11 protein-coding genes and 1 riboswitch are annotated in these 15348 nt (G+C 40.1%); of the genes, 2 read left to right on the plus strand and 9 right to left on the minus strand.

What is annotated here, in order from left to right; genetic code table 11:
• Positions 1–255: 255 nt before the first annotated feature.
• From RT138_RS00005 to RT138_RS00040, 8 genes are all read right to left on the minus strand, one after another.
• Positions 256–720, minus strand: coding sequence for a copper resistance protein NlpE (locus tag RT138_RS00005; RefSeq protein WP_313188946.1), 465 nt, complete (start codon positions 718–720; stop codon positions 256–258).
• Positions 721–867: 147 nt separating this feature from the next.
• Positions 868–1281, minus strand: a complete 414-nt coding sequence (locus RT138_RS00010) for a CBS domain-containing protein (protein WP_313188947.1) — start codon at positions 1279–1281, stop codon at positions 868–870.
• A gap of 158 nt (positions 1282–1439) precedes the next feature.
• Positions 1440–2093, minus strand: a complete 654-nt coding sequence (gene tenA, locus RT138_RS00015; protein WP_313188948.1) for a thiaminase II — start codon at positions 2091–2093, stop codon at positions 1440–1442.
• Positions 2080–2919 (minus strand): bifunctional hydroxymethylpyrimidine kinase/phosphomethylpyrimidine kinase, encoded by an 840-nt coding sequence (gene thiD, locus RT138_RS00020; RefSeq protein ID WP_313188949.1) that lies wholly within the window; start codon positions 2917–2919, stop codon positions 2080–2082. Before thiD ends, tenA begins: the two co-directional genes overlap by 14 nt.
• Complete coding sequence (thiE, locus tag RT138_RS00025) at positions 2916–3548, minus strand: thiamine phosphate synthase (RefSeq protein WP_313188950.1); 633 nt, start codon at positions 3546–3548, stop codon at positions 2916–2918. The genes thiD and thiE overlap by 4 nt, the downstream gene beginning before the upstream one ends.
• Positions 3532–4341, minus strand: coding sequence for a hydroxyethylthiazole kinase (gene thiM, locus RT138_RS00030; protein ID WP_313188951.1), 810 nt, complete (start codon positions 4339–4341; stop codon positions 3532–3534). The genes thiE and thiM overlap by 17 nt, the downstream gene beginning before the upstream one ends.
• A 57-nt stretch (positions 4342–4398) precedes the next feature.
• Positions 4399–4491: riboswitch (TPP riboswitch) on the minus strand.
• A gap of 47 nt (positions 4492–4538) precedes the next feature.
• Positions 4539–6227: an NAD-binding protein gene (locus RT138_RS00035; protein WP_313188952.1), complete on the minus strand. Its 1689-nt coding sequence runs from the start codon at positions 6225–6227 to the stop codon at positions 4539–4541.
• Positions 6228–6230: 3 nt separating this feature from the next.
• Complete coding sequence (locus tag RT138_RS00040; RefSeq protein WP_313188953.1) at positions 6231–9566, minus strand: toll/interleukin-1 receptor domain-containing protein; 3336 nt, start codon at positions 9564–9566, stop codon at positions 6231–6233.
• 308 nt (positions 9567–9874) lie between these two features.
• Between RT138_RS00040 and RT138_RS00045 the strand changes: the two genes are divergently transcribed.
• The gene (locus RT138_RS00045; RefSeq protein WP_313188954.1) at positions 9875–13729 is read left to right on the plus strand and encodes a TIM-barrel domain-containing protein; all 3855 of its coding nucleotides are present in this window, start codon (positions 9875–9877) and stop codon (positions 13727–13729) included.
• A 163-nt stretch (positions 13730–13892) separates the two neighbouring features.
• On the opposite strand, the gene RT138_RS00050 is transcribed toward RT138_RS00045, so the two are convergent.
• Positions 13893–14420: a YceI family protein gene (locus RT138_RS00050; RefSeq protein ID WP_185218327.1), complete on the minus strand. Its 528-nt coding sequence runs from the start codon at positions 14418–14420 to the stop codon at positions 13893–13895.
• A 351-nt stretch (positions 14421–14771) separates the two neighbouring features.
• Here RT138_RS00050 and RT138_RS00055 point away from each other — a divergent pair, with 351 nt between their 5' ends.
• A complete protein-coding gene (locus RT138_RS00055; protein ID WP_313188955.1) occupies positions 14772–15176 on the plus strand; it encodes a hypothetical protein in 405 nt (134 codons plus the stop codon).
• Positions 15177–15348 lie beyond the last annotated feature (172 nt).

Here is a 15348-nt window from a genome sequence, read left to right on the forward strand (position 1 = left end):
AAAATAATATTCTGTCGATTGATCTCCAATTATACTTTCTCAAACTTACGATGACGAAACGTAGGATAACCGCAGTTAAAGGAAAGTACACCAATGCAATTATTCACAAAAATAGGTTTACAAAGCTCCGAGATCCTTCGGATGAACCTCAGAATGACTCAAAAAACATAACATAACTTCTTTGCCCATTGGGGCAGAAAAAAAAAGAGCTGATTTTTTCAAACCAGCTCTATTTAATATTCTTTAGACTCAATACTATTGAGTAACTTTTTTCAAGATATAATTGTCTTTCAAAGGACCGTCGATAGGTTTTCCATCTTGGTCTAAGGAGAACAATTGGTTTTCACCAACTTTTAGTTTCATGTTTACTTCTTTACCTACTAAATGAACGACACTGCCGTTGTCATGCCACATAAATTTGCCAGTATCTTCAATTTTGGTGTCTCTTTCTTGATATTCACCTTCATAGGTAAAGGTTTCATCGGAGTTTAAGGTCACCGTAGTCTTGATTCCTGGACAATCAGCGCAAGGAAATACACCAGAATAGGTACCCGCCCAATCAAGCGAATTTTGGGATGTATGGGTAGTATCAACGGGATTAGAATCTGTCAATACCGTTTCACTTGAATCTTTAGATTCCAATTGTTTATTAGCGTTTGAAGTACAGGAACCGAAAGTCAATAACGCTGCGGTTCCAGCAAGTAAGCATAGTTGTTTCATATAACATAAATTTTATATTCAAAAATGCCCAAAAACTGCGCCAAAAGCTATTTTTTTGTAGTTTTTTGTAATAATAAATTTCCTTATAAAAAATTTCAGCCGTAAACCCTTTTGGTCTACAGCTGGAAATTAATTATTAACAAAATACTAATATTGATCGATAAAATATTTTAAGAGGTCTGTTGTAGTTACTATCCCTACAAGGTCCTCACCGTCCACGACAGGAATGGAATGGAAGGAAACTTGGGAAAGGGTCTCTGTCACTTCCTTTATGGTCGCTTCAGGATCTACCGTCAATGGTGATTTAGCCATTAACTGCGGAATGCTGTACATATCATAAACGATAGTTTCGATATCATCCTCTTCGTTTACATCCGCATAGCTAATTTTCAATAAATCAGAATAACTGACTACACCTACTAATTTTTTGCCTTCTACAATAGGCAAGTGGCGGATATTATGTTTCTTGAATAGTTTCTCAGCCTCATATAAGCTATCTTTCGGAGTCAATGTGATCAACTCGGTTGTCATAATCTGCGATATTGGAACTCTTTGTTTCATGATATTTGATTTTAATGGTTTGCTTAATCCTTTACTCAAATATCATGTTTGCATTGCTCCTAAAACAGGAGATTTATTACCTTAATATATGATCTTTACCGCGCTAATATTGTATTTTTTTTTGTAACTTAATAGTTGGCTCAAAATTCAAGAATTGGTTACCATTTTATATTTCGATAAGCAGCATCCCAGAAATTAAATTCCAATCTACTTGCGGCAATAAAGGCTTCAAGCATGGCTTTTCTACCTTTATCCGTACTGTTTTCTGCCATGTAATTACTATACTGTAGGGCTTTTTTCACACCTTCGGCAAATTCTTCGCCACTATAGGTTTCAATCCAATTCTTGTAAGGGTTATTCTCTGTATTCTGGTTTTGATAGATATGGTCTCCCACTTCTTTGTAAATCCAAAAGCAAGGTAAGATGGCTGCAGTAGCTACCTCTATCGGATCATAGGCCACCGTACTTTTCAAGAAGTGAATATAATGGTGACAAACGGGCTCTATCGTAATCTCTTGATTGGGTTCTAGCTTGAATTGCTTGAAATAGGCTTCGTGTAAAGCTCTCTCCACGATCAAGGCATTCTTGCCAAATTCAAAGAAGTCCAAGGCCATTTCATTGTCCTCTGCCTTTGAACCGAGTGCCGCTAGGGCCCGTCCATAATGTTCGAGGTATTTGGCATCCTGTAGCATATAGAACTGAAACTTTTCCAATGGAAGGGTTCCGTTTTTCAATTCTTCGATAAAGGGCATTTTCAATATTTCTTGATAGATGGGTTGGATAGCTTCCCAAGCTTGATCAGTCCATTTCATATTTAATGAGTCTTTGAGGGTTAAAAAAGTGATTCAGTGGTCCATTTCCTTTTCCTATCAGCAGATCTTTGCTTCCTTTAATGGCACTGTTGATATATATGAGAGCATTTTCTGTGGATTGTTCCAAGTGATAGCCACGAGCAAGGAATGATGCAATGGCAGAGGAAAGCGAACAGCCTGAGCCATGCGTGTTCTTGGTATTGACACGTTTAGATTCGAAATATTGTGCTGCATGGTTTTTCTGGATCAATATACTGGTGAGTATATCACTTTGAAGGTGTCCACCTTTTAATAGTGCAGCATTACATCCTAAGTTCAAGATTTCATCAGCAACTTCCTCCATCGCATGTACCGTGTTGATTTCTCTACCCACCAATACGGAAACTTCATCAAGATTAGGGGTAATAATTTGAGCTATCGGAAACAATAGTTCTTTTATGGCCGCTATGGTTTCTTCTTGGATCAGTCGATGTCCACTAGTGGAGACCATAACAGGGTCAAAGACGATACTGCCCTTATAATCTTTCAGGGAATAAGCAATGGTTTCGACCAATTTGCTATTATGTACCATCCCAATTTTGATGCTGTCGGGATAGATATCTTCAAAGAGACAATCTAATTGCTCTCTTACAGCCTCAACGGGGATATCGAAAATATTCTTCACCCCTTGGGTATTTTGTACCGGCAAAGCCGTCAATACATTCATGGCATAGCAGCCTAGGGAGGAAATGGTTTTGGTGTCAGCTTGGATGCCGGCACCACCACTGCCATCAAAGCCCGCTATACTGAGAACGGTTGGTACTTTATATTTTTTGTTTTCTTTCATTTTAATAATCCTTTCAGCAGTTCGGCTGCTTTTCTTGGGTCTGTATTGCCGCAAATTGCAGAAACGACAGCAACGGAATTTGCGCCGGATTCAAATGCCTGTCCAGCATTGTCCTGGTTCATACCACCGATAGCGATCAGCGGTTTATCGGTTTTTAGTTTTATTTCTTGTATACCGTGAATACCCCAAGTGGTCACAGTATTGGTCTTTGTCGCTGTCCTAAAAATAGGGCTGAGCCCCAGATGATGGGTTGGGACCATTTGAGGACTTTCCAGTTGATCTTGGTATTCCAATGACCAGCCAATTTTCAGGCTATCTCCATATTTTTCAGCAATGTCCAGGGGCTGTGTATCCGAAAGGCCAACATGAACTCCCCAAGCATGGATTTCAACTGCAATTTCAGGAGCATCGTTGATGATCAGAGGAATCTGGTATTGGTCTGTAATTTTTTTCAGTGCCTTTGCCTTGTTCAAATATTCCGTATGGCTGAGTTCTTTTTCACGCAATTGAATGATATCCACCCCGCCTAATATGGCTTCTTCCGCAACTTGCAGCCAATTCATTTTAACACAATCTTTTTCTGAAATCACCAAATAAAGGGGATAGGGGAAATCAGGATGGATTGGCATATTTTTTTAGTTTTAAGTTGCCTAAAATCTGTTCTTTGGCAAGATTGTATAGGATGTCATAAAAATTGAGCTGAAGGCTACCTGGGCCTTTCGATATTTTGGCAGCCAATTCGCCTGCAAGACTGGTGATGGCAATACCAGCGACAGCTTCTTGGTAGGGGTCTTTTGCTAAGCCAATGAATGCTGCGGTAATTGCGGAAGCCGTACAGCCCATTCCAGTTACCTTGGTCATCACGGCGGTGCCGTTTTTGATTTCGGTGATTTCATCCTTTGAAATGACATAATCAGTGGCACCGGAAATACAAATTATGGATCCCGTTTCCCCTTGCAGTAACTTTCCAGCATCTAGGGCCGAGCTGCTTGATTGGGTGCTGTCCACACCTTTAGCACTTTTGTTGTTAAAGTTCTGAAGGGCGATGATTTCAGAAGCATTCCCACGAATGACCGTTGGTTTTAATTCCAATAGAGATTTTAGGGTCTCATTGCGTAGGGTAGAGATGCCTGCGCCAACCGGATCCAAGACCCAAGGTTTAGCTAATTTGTTGGCCAGCCTTGCTGCCAGGATCATATTTTCTGCCCATGGTTTGCTTAGGGTACCGATGTTGATGACAAGGGCATTGCAAAAACTGAGGACTTCCTCTAATTCCTCTTCGGCGTGGACCATAATTGGAGATGCACCAAGTGCCAGAAGGGCATTTGCGGTATTGTTCATGACCACAAAATTTGTAATGTTTTGAACGAGTGGAGATTTTTCTCGGACTTGAGTCAATAAATGATAAATGTCGTTTTCCATTATTTGAAAAATTAAAAACAATAATGGCTGAAGGGAGGGAATAGGCAATTAGGTTTGCCAAGCAATTTTGCTTTTCCCTACGACGGTTTTAACCGTATCAGGTTCAAAGGGTCTGTCTCAATTCCTATTAGAATACCCCTAAAGCCAATCAAATATAGCCCAAACAATCTGCAAAGACAAATTCTTGGGCTATAGCTTTATTTTTCGTTCAAAAGAATCTTAATTCTTAGGATAGTGTCTCGATCTTTCTGTTTTTCACTTTCGCTCAAGATTTCCCAAGGAATCAGGGAAGGGTGGAGTTTGAGTTCATCATTTCGTACTTCTCCATAGTCCCAACCATTGATATATCGGTGTGCCATCCAGCGGTTATGCTCGATAATGGCCAAGGTTTCCACTTCATCCTCACTGAAAGATATTGCATCCGGCTGGTTTACAGGCCATTCTTTATGGGTCAATAAAAACTTATAGGGGATATGGTCTGCCTGTGCACGGCTGGCATCTTTTGCATCTTCGCTCAGGGTTAACCAATCAGAGGTGTATCGGGCACTTTCTGAACTGGCACCCGAAAGTAATTTTCTATAATCATCATGGATGGCCTGAGCTAATCTATCCAATTTATTGCCCGTGATAAATTCAAGGTTACAGATATCTTCCATTTGACCAAAGAATTTTATCCTATCGCTTTCTTCCGAATAACGGATCAACTTCCGCAAACCTTTTCCTTCAGCATTGAGCACATAGATCGGGAATTTGCTGTTCTGGGCTTTGTCCAAGAGTTCCAAAGCGGAATTCAGATTGGTTTGGTCCTGGTCAAAAGCAGTAATGAACAAAGTCTCATCGCCTTTCTCCAATAATTCTTCCCTCGATATCAGCTCATTGTAAGTTCCTTGAAAATTATGGAATTCAATAGGGAATATCTTATTGGCTTTTGGATATTGCTCGTTGAAGTAATTCCTATCTTTTTCAGCTTGCTCGGAATAAACGGCAATTTTTAGATCATTTTCGACAGAAATATGGAAAATCCTCATGGCTTGGACCATCATGGCTTTTGCGAAATCCCCATAGCCTAAAAATACGATTTTATTGATATCGGAAAGTTTCTTCCCATCTCTTTGGAGATCCAAGGGTAACTGGGAAAAGAACTGCCTTGCCAACATCTTGTGGATATTGAAGAATCGAAGTTGGATTTGGTTGTTATCTAAATGAATTCCGGTATTCTTGACCAAGTCAATCAACCTCGGGTTGCTGATATGTAAAAAGCATAGCAAGTCGTTCTGACATTTTGATCTATCGTAGATATCCTGAACGGATTCAATGATTTCAATTACGGTTTGCTCATTCTCTAGGAATACGATCAGGGAAGAGGCGCGCTTGATCCCTGCTTCCAGTAAGGTACTCTCTTCTTCGGCATTTCCAATAATCACTAAGTGCCCCTGTTTTTTTACAGAATTGATGTCGGCATGGTCCGTTTCTTTTTCAATGGCTATTCCTTTCTGCTTATAGTCTTCCTTTAGGCTCTGGAAAAGTTGCCTACCTTTTTTTGAGATGCCCACAGAGATGACATGGTTCTGCTTGAAAGAAGCCTTTAAGAGATTGAACTGCTCGGAAAATACCTTTTGAATTATCTTGTAGGCACCGAACAGCAGAATACCAATGGCGCATATTTTTGCAAGGATCAATTCCCAGGGTACATTTTCAGCTTCTAAACCTGAGCCTGAAGGGTCGCCACCGAATACAATTTTGATGATGCGATATATCCGATCAGGTAGGTACCTCAAGGAGTTACTCTCTGGAAAAAACTTGGATAAACCGATCCAAGATAATATAATCAAAAAGCATACAAATGCTATTCCCAATAGCCCTTTTTGTCTTCTTGTCAAATTCATTCTTTATTTGCTTAAGTTCTGTTTAGCTTCTTTTAGGAGCGTTTCAACTTCAGATTTCAGTTCTTTGTTTTTGATCTTGATCAATTGTTTTTCTGTAATATCAACCATGCGCTGACCTATCAATTTCGTTTCAGGCTTACTGCTGAAATAATTGGCAACCATTGCCCGGGCCAACGGATGGTAGTCATAGGTCACTGCCAACAATTGAAGGTTCGCCTCATTTTGGATAGGGTAGTTTTTCTTCAAGATATCGGTAATCTTCACGTTGGAGCTAGGGGATACTGACCTGACGAATGGATCTTCAAAATACCAAGTGTCATAGGTGCCAGTCGTATCAATATAGTTCAGGATTGCTCCGGTTTCATTGTCATACTTCTTGCCATAGAATTTTTCCAAATCCCTAGCCAATTGGTCTTTGGACATGCTGACCTGTCCTGGAACCTCCCAAATATTGATGGCGATGCCATTCATGAGTGATTCAATGGTCATTAACCTTTTATCGCCTGGAATAACGTTGATCTGATCAAATCGCTGGTTGATAAAGGGCATGGTTAGGATGTTTCCGGTTTTTGCATCAACCACCTTTGCTGCATAACGCATTCCTTCACCATCATCCTGTACAAAGATTTGCTTGTCATCATCCGAGAAATGGAAGTATTGGGTGTTTTTACTGATGCGGATGGTTTGGCCAAATGATTTTTTGTCCTCCAAATCCCATAGGCGCATGTGGGTGGCGTCCTCAGAAAGGGCCAATGTGTTTCCTGCGTTGTTGAAGACTATAAACGGCGTTGCGATGGTTTTCATTTCCAGTATGGATTTATAGGTTTTAGTTTCTAAAACCTGTGCATCGCCCGTAGAACTGACCTTGATCAAGTATTGCGAATTAGGACTGAAAGCGCCACTGCTCAAAGCGTCCTTTCCTTCGATAAGGACTTTTTTAGAAGCAATATCAACCACCTTCCAGCCATCAGGATTTACTAAAATGACTGATCTGTAATCTGGGCTGACCGTAAAACCCGCGATATCCTGTTCCTGCGTATAATTGATGTTTTGTTTTCCGGTTTCAATATCCCAAGATGCAAAACTGTTCTTACCGGTCCTTGCGAGGACTTGGGTCTCATCCTTATTGAAGATGTAAAGTTTCGCCTGAGAATCAAATGGCTTTCCAACTGGTTTCCCCGAGATGGCATCAAAGAAGTAGGTTTTACCACTTTTGCCCTTAACCAATATTCGTTTTGTTTTGTGGAGGACCAGGTGAACAGTTACCTCTTCGGGTACCTGAATAAAGTCTTTGGTTTTTTCGCCGGTCTTAAGATCCATCTTTTCCACTGACTTCCCTGCTCTGTATCTTAAGAATGCGGAATCATCCGTAATTCCTGGTTCTATATGGGCAAGGTCCTTGGTTTCATAGAACTGTGCCACTCTTAAGGGGTCGCCTTTTTTGTTTTCTATAAAGGTCTGTGAATTTCCACTTACCAAAGATTGGGTCCAATCTGGCGAGTTGGTTTCTGCATTTGTAGCATCTTGTTCCATAATCTTCATCATGTTACTGAAAAAGAAGATGTTTTCTGGCAATTTACTGGTTTTCGCGACGGATCCGTTCGACGTATTGATCTGGTTGATCTGGGAATCATTTCCTTGGAATAGATCACCATTGTCCGTGAAGCCGGTAAACCTGACTAACATGGGCGAAGGGGCAGACCATTGAACGCCATTGGATTTGTTGAAATAATTTGTTCCATCAGCATTGTGAAAGGCAATTTGGTTGCCATCTTTACTGAAGCTGGGTGTCTTGATTCCTGATTTGAAGTGTTTATTAAAGACTGGTTTAGGGTCGATTCCAGCTAGATCATAGATGCTAACTTCAGAATCTTCTGGAAAGAGACGCTCCACAAATAGCGTTTTGGAGCTATTGTCAATATATGCGGAAGATGGAGCGATTTGCTCTGTAGCCGATATGACCTGTTCTTGTTTTGTTTCCGTATTAAAAAGAACGACTTCACGTGATCTTTTGTTGAATACGATATATTTAGCGTCTGGAGAAACAGCAATGATGGCAATAAAGGAGCTGTCAGGATTCAATCGAAGTTCCTCTTTTTGGTCCTTTTCAATGTCGTATCTGACGATATTGCTGTTCGTTGTGGTGACATATGCCCTGTTCTGTCCATCGAACAGTGGGTAGCGGGTTTGGATTGCGGTGATATCATCCCGTTGTTTAATAAGTTTCCGATCCACGGCATCCCAAACTTGGAGTACATTCAAATTGTTTCCGGCACTGGCGAACCCAACCAACCATTTGCCATCAGGGGAGAAGCGTGTTACTCCGTAATTGACATTGGGCATTCTGGTCAGATCATCTTGAACCGACAACATGGAGTGGGCGAAAAGTTCCGCACTTTCATCACCTCTTCGGGTTGCTTCCGCAATATACGCGGCGCCATCACCATATTCGCTTTCGGTCAATTTATTGATTCCTGAAGCATATAATGATTTTGCAAGATTGCGCAAAGCGGAGTTTCTTTGGTTCCAGGCAAAAATACCGGCTATGATGGCTAGGATACCCAAGGCAGCTATGGCCGTTGCAATGCGTTTGATATTTTTGTTCTTCTGTTTTATTTTCTCCAATTGGTAGGCTTGGTCCCTCTTGGTCAATTCACCCAGCGGGACGCCCAATATTCCTGATATGATTTTCAACAAGGCGAGGTCCAACCTTTTCTTGTATTCCTCGACCTGGTTCTTGATAAGGTGGTTTGCTACCCCTTGCTCGTGCAAATACCGACGATAGCCTTCGGCTGTGGTGAATCCTTCGTCCTGTGTATGTGGAATACGGACATCTGCAGCAAGTACTTCCTCCGGTTGATCTTTGATGACCTGTCCATTTTGATCGATGTTATATCGCAGTTCATCAGGAAAACATTGTGCATCGGTATGAGTATCGCCATATTCAGGTTCACCTTTTAAGATCAAAGCCATGATCTGCTTGGATTTGCCCGTCTGTTTGAAATACCGGATTTCGTCCCTTACATAAGTTGATCTGGCTGACTTAGGAGAGCTTAAATAGATCAGGAATTCAGAACGGTCGAGTGCTGAGGTCAGGGAACTGCTCAAGCTAGAACTGGCCGAAAGTTCCTTTTCATCCTGAAAAACGGGATAGATCTGTCTTGGGATTTCCTGACCAGCAGCATTTTTCTTACCGATGAGGTCTTCGGGGATTTCATAGGTTTCTAATGCATGGTGTAGCCAATCTGCCCATTTCCTACCTTCACCCTGATTATCACTATGACTATAACTTATAAAAGCCTTATATTTTTTACTTAGGTCTTGCTCTTGATTTTCCATGTAATAGCTATTTGGTAGTATCTTGATTTTCAAATGACAAAAACCAATCCCTTTTCAAGAGTTTTTAAAAAATTTGAATAAAAACTGGCTTTTAACTTAATTTAATTATTGAATTAACCCAATATTTTGCGCTGCTGCTAATTTTAAGTCATAATATGTAGATTTTAATGAACAGGGGGATGGGCCATTATTTCTGTAAAATATTTGTGGAATAAATATAGAGTACTGTTAATCTTTTATACCTTTAAAAACCTTTTTTAAAACATACGATTATAAACAGATAGAAGTATTTTATTTGATCGTATAGCATGTATAGAAACAAACAAAAGCTCTTTTGGGCTTTAGGCTTATCGCTATTATTTAGCGCGGCATTTCCTGGGACAAGTTTTGTTGCTGCAGGAACATTAAAACAACAAACTCAAGAAGATTCTGTCCGGGTTCAATCGGTGCAGAAGATTAATCCCACTACTGTTCAAATCAAATTCAGTAACGATCAATTACTTATGGTTGATTTTTATGCTGACAATATTTTCAGGTTATTTCAGGACAATAAATCTGCTGTGCTGAGGGATCCGCAGGCAGAGCCAGCTGCGCAGATCTTAGTTGATAATCCTCGGAGAAAGCTGCACGACTTTGAAGTCACGGAGAAAGATAGCTCATGGTTTATTTCCAGTAAGGAAGCTGCGATGGAAATCAGCAAGGGAAATGGCCTATTTAAGATCTACAATATTAAGAATAAGCAATTGGTAACCCAATCGATTGCACCGATAGCCTTCAACAAGAAGAAAGTTAGCCTTCAGTTAGCTGAAGATCCCGCGGAATATTTTTATGGTGGCGGTGTGCAGAACGGTCGTTTTTCGCATAAAGGAAAATCCATCGCCATCGAGAATACCAATAATTGGACAGATGGTGGTGTAGCCTCGCCAACTCCCTTTTATTGGTCAACTAAAGGCTACGGTATGATGTGGTACACCTTTAAGAAAGGGAAGTATGATTTTGGTAATACCGAAAAAGGAAAGGTAAAGCTTAGCCATGATACGGATTATCTGGACTTGTTTTTTATGGTCAGCGATAATCCGGTCGGAATATTGAACGATTTCTATCAGTTGACCGGAAACCCCATATTGTTGCCGAAGTTTGGTTTCTATGAGGGGCATCTGAATGCCTACAACCGCGACTTTTGGAAGGAGGATGAAAAAGGCGTTTTATTCGAAGATGGCAAGCGGTATAAGGAAAGCCAAAAGGATGAAGGGGGTACCAAGGAATCATTGAACGGCGAAAATAATAATTATCAATTTTCAGCAAGAGCGGTGATTGACCGGTATCAACAGCATGATATGCCATTGGGTTGGATATTGCCGAATGATGGGTATGGCGCAGGTTATGGGCAAGAGAAAACATTGGATGGAAATATCCAAAACCTTAAATCATTAGGTGAATATGCCCGTTCAAAAGGCGTGGAGATAGGACTTTGGACGCAATCAGATCTGCATCCAAAGGATAGTATAGATGCCTTGCTGCAAAGGGATATCGTGAAAGAGGTTCGTGATGCTGGGGTTCGGGTTTTAAAAACAGATGTGGCTTGGGTCGGTGCAGGATATTCCTTCGGGTTGAACGGTGTTGCCGATGTGGGCCATATCATGCCATATTATGGCAATGATGCCCGTCCTTTTATTATTTCATTGGATGGTTGGGCAGGTACGCAACGTTATGCTGGTATCTGGTCAGGAGATCAGACCGGTGGACAATGGGAGTATATACGATTCCATATCCCCACCTATATTGGTTCTGGATTGTCGGGGCAACCTAATATCACTTCCGATATGGATGGTATTTTCGGCGGGAAGAACACAAAAGTGAATACCAGGGATTTCCAATGGAAGACCTTTACGCCAATGGAATTGAACATGGATGGCTGGGGTTCGAATGAAAAATACCCACATGCTCTTGGTGAACCTTTTACCTCGATCAACAGAAACTATCTGAAGTTGAAATCCGAGCTTTTGCCCTATGCTTACAGTATAGCAAAGGAGGCCATTGATGGAAAACCAATGGTCCGCGCAATGATGCTAGATTACCCTAACCCTTATACCCTAGGTTCAGCCACGCAATATCAATTCCTGTATGGGCCTTCTATTTTGGTTGCTCCAATCTATCAGGAAACCAAAGTTGATTCCCTAGGGAATGATATCCGTAATGGTATTTACCTTCCGGAAGGAAATTGGATAGATTATTTCTCTGGCGATCTCTATGCTGGGAACACCATCGTGAATAATTTTGATGCTCCGATCTGGAAAACCCCGGTCTTTATTAAGGCTGGAGCAATTATTCCAAGGGTAAACCCTAATAACAATGTTCAGGAAATCAATAAAAAGCACAGGATATATGAAATTTATCCTGCTGGGAAATCGCATTTCTACGAATATGATGATGATGGATTTACTCAAGCTTATTTAAATAAAGAAGGGGTTTATACCTGTATTGAATCGGATGCTGAAAGGAAGGCAAAGCTGAAGATTCTGGTTCATAATGCCGAAGGTGATTTTAAAGGTTTTGAGAAGGAAAAGAGCACTGAATTTTGGGTCAATATGACCAAAAAGCCGAAGAAGATTGCGGTGAAAGTTGGTAAGAAAAACTTAAAACTGAAGGAGGTGAATTCTAGGGCGGAATTTGATCGTTCAAATAATGTGTACTATTATGAGGAAAGGCCGAACTTGAATGCTTTTTCCACCAAAGGGTCCATATTTGAGCAAACAGAGATCATTAAGAATCCGCAGTTATTGGTAAAAGTTGAGGAAACTGATGTTACCATCAATCCGATCAGTTTAACCATACAAAGCTTTGAATATGCGCCTGTAGATCGATTCAAAAAATCGACAGGGGCACTCAGCGCACCGAGTTCTGTTAGCATTTCTGAGGAAAAGACAAAGGCTTATACTTTAGAGCCAACATGGGATCGGGTGGAGCATGCGGACTATTATGAAATAGAATTTGATGGACAGCAGTATAGTTATATCCAAGACAATCATCTCCTTTTTGAGGGACTGAAACCTGAAACCACTTATAATTTCAAGATCAGGTCGGTAAATAAGGAAGGTGTTTCAGATTGGAAGGAATTTGAACAGACTACCAAATCGAATCCATTGCAATTTGCCATAACAGGATTAACTGCTGAAACATCTGTGCCTAATCAAGGGTCAGAGGGAGTTGATAATTTGGTGGATTTTGATGAGGGCAATATGTGGCATACAAAGTGGGGGCAGAAAGCAGTTCCATTTGATTTGATAGTGGACTTGAACAGTTTTAACCAGTTGGATAAGTTCCAATATTTACCAAGATCGGGAAGAGGAAATGGAATCCTGTTGGAAGGTAAGGTGGAATTCAGCAATGATAAGGAGGTGTGGACTGAAGCCGGTGATTTCAAATGGGAGAACAATGATAGCATGAAGGAATTCAGCTTTAAGGACCAGCCGAAAGCAAGGTTTGTGAAGTTGAAAGTTTCTAAAGCTGTTGGCGACTTTGGTTCTGGAAGGGAGTTGTACGTATTTAAGGTTCCTGGAACGGATAGTTACCTTCCTGGTGATATCAATAATGACCGGTTGATCGATATCAATGACCTCACTTCCTATACCAACTATACAGGCTTGAGAATGGGAGATGCCGACTTTGAAGGCTACGTGAGCAATGGAGACATCAATAAAAATGGGTTGATTGATGCGTATGATATTTCAGCTGTTGCTACGAAGTTGGAAGGGGGCGTTGAGATAGATCCTAAGGAAGAGCTTTCGGGATCATTGAAGGTTACTGCTTCTAGATCTAATTACAGCAAGGATGATATCGTGGAAGTTCAGGTGAAAGCCGATAACTTGAAGGATGTCAATGCCTTCTCATTTGCCCTGCCATATAATCCTCAAGATTTTGAATTCGCAGGAATTGACAATCATCTCGCTAAACAGATGAACAATATGACCAATGACAGATTGCATAGCAATGGTCAGAAGGCATTATATCCAACATTTGTGAACCTGGGTGATAAGGAGGTAATCAATTCCAAAGATGGTTTGATCCTAACGATTAAGTTGAAGGCTAAACGTGCCGGTCAGTTTAATTTGAAAGCCAAGGATGTCATGATCGTGAGTAAGGGTATGAAAACACATTTATAGACCTCAGAGATAAGACAATAGACACAGGACATAAGAGCCTTTTTAAAGGGAAAATAGTGGGATTTTAATCTGCTGTTTTAGGACGGCTGAAAATTCTACTGTCTTATGTCTAAATACAAGAAAGGCCAGAGTAATCTGGCCTTTCTTGTTTTTTATAATTCACTTATGCTAGAACGAATTGTAAGTCAGCTTGGAATTTTACGTCTTCACTCACCATTACACCACCAGTTTCAAGGGCAGCATTCCAAGTTAATCCGAAGTCATTACGGTTGATTTTACCAGTAACGGTATAACCAGCTTTTTGGTTGCCCCAAGGGTCTTTACCAATTCCACCGAATTCTACATCGAAAGTAACAGGTTTGGTCACATCTTTTATTGTTAAGTCACCAGTTAATTTGAATTCATCATCATCTACTTTTTCGATTCCAGTGGATACAAATTTGATATCTGGGAATTGAGATACAGCGAAGAAATCTTCACTTTTTAAGTGTTGATCACGTTGGCTGTTTTTAGTGTTGATGGAATCAGCTTTGATTTCTACTGATACATGTTTTGCAGCATCTAGTACATCTTCGCTATTTTCTACACTAACATTGAAGTTTTCAAAATGACCTTTTACAGTGGAGATCATCATGTGTTTTACTTTAAATTCGATTTCGCTGTGTGCGGTATCTAAGTTCCAATTTGCCATAATATTATTCTCTTTATTTATTCTCTATTTGTTTTTGTTCAACAAAGATGAGGGGAAATTTATTCTTGCACATTGATGTATGTTAAGAAATGGAATGTTAATTAAAATATTTAGAATAGTGGGCAAGAATATATCCTCGATTTCCTCTGTTATTCAAATTTCCTCTTTACAGGGATGTTGAACTTGGTCTTTACTCTAGGTTAAATTTACGACAAAAGGCATAATTATCACTAATGGAATGATTGATAATAAAAATTAAATAATTGATAATGAATTACTGACGGAATTATGACGGTTAAAATCTGTTAAAGACATTTGAATTATTATTCCACATAGTATATTTGCCTTCAAATGAAAACGATTGTCACATTCGTACTTTTTTTCTTCTTCCTGTTAATAAGGAGTGGGAATAGTCATGAGGTAATCAATCATTCTGATAGACCCGCTATCAGTTTTATGGAGAAATTTGCTGGCAGTATTACACCAGCTCAGCCTCACGAGTTTCAAAAGTTAAAATACACGCAAACAAATTCTAATGGATTAGGAGGGCATGCAGAGCATATCCTTTTAGAACAAGAATCTGAGGACTTCCAACTGTGGAAGGACTATCATCTTCAGATGGCATTCTTTTCTTGTCTGATTGCGTTTTCCTTCTTGTTGTTTTTTCCAAAAAAAGCACATCAGAAATCTACGGATTATATCCTCGATAATAATCCCAATCCTATTTTCATTTCTCAACGCTCCTTGAGAATTTAATACCCTTGATACTTCAATGGTCATTGGCATTTTATGCTGTTGATTTGATGGTATCTTAATTTTTATATTCTTTAAGCACTAACAATCTTCATTGACTATTGAATGTCCTAATCCCTCATTTGGGTTCAAGCCCATTTTACATTCAAATACTTTAAAAAAATCTTTAAAACAA

This window comes from Sphingobacterium sp. (assembly GCF_032065005.1).
Classification (GTDB): domain Bacteria; phylum Bacteroidota; class Bacteroidia; order Sphingobacteriales; family Sphingobacteriaceae; genus Sphingobacterium.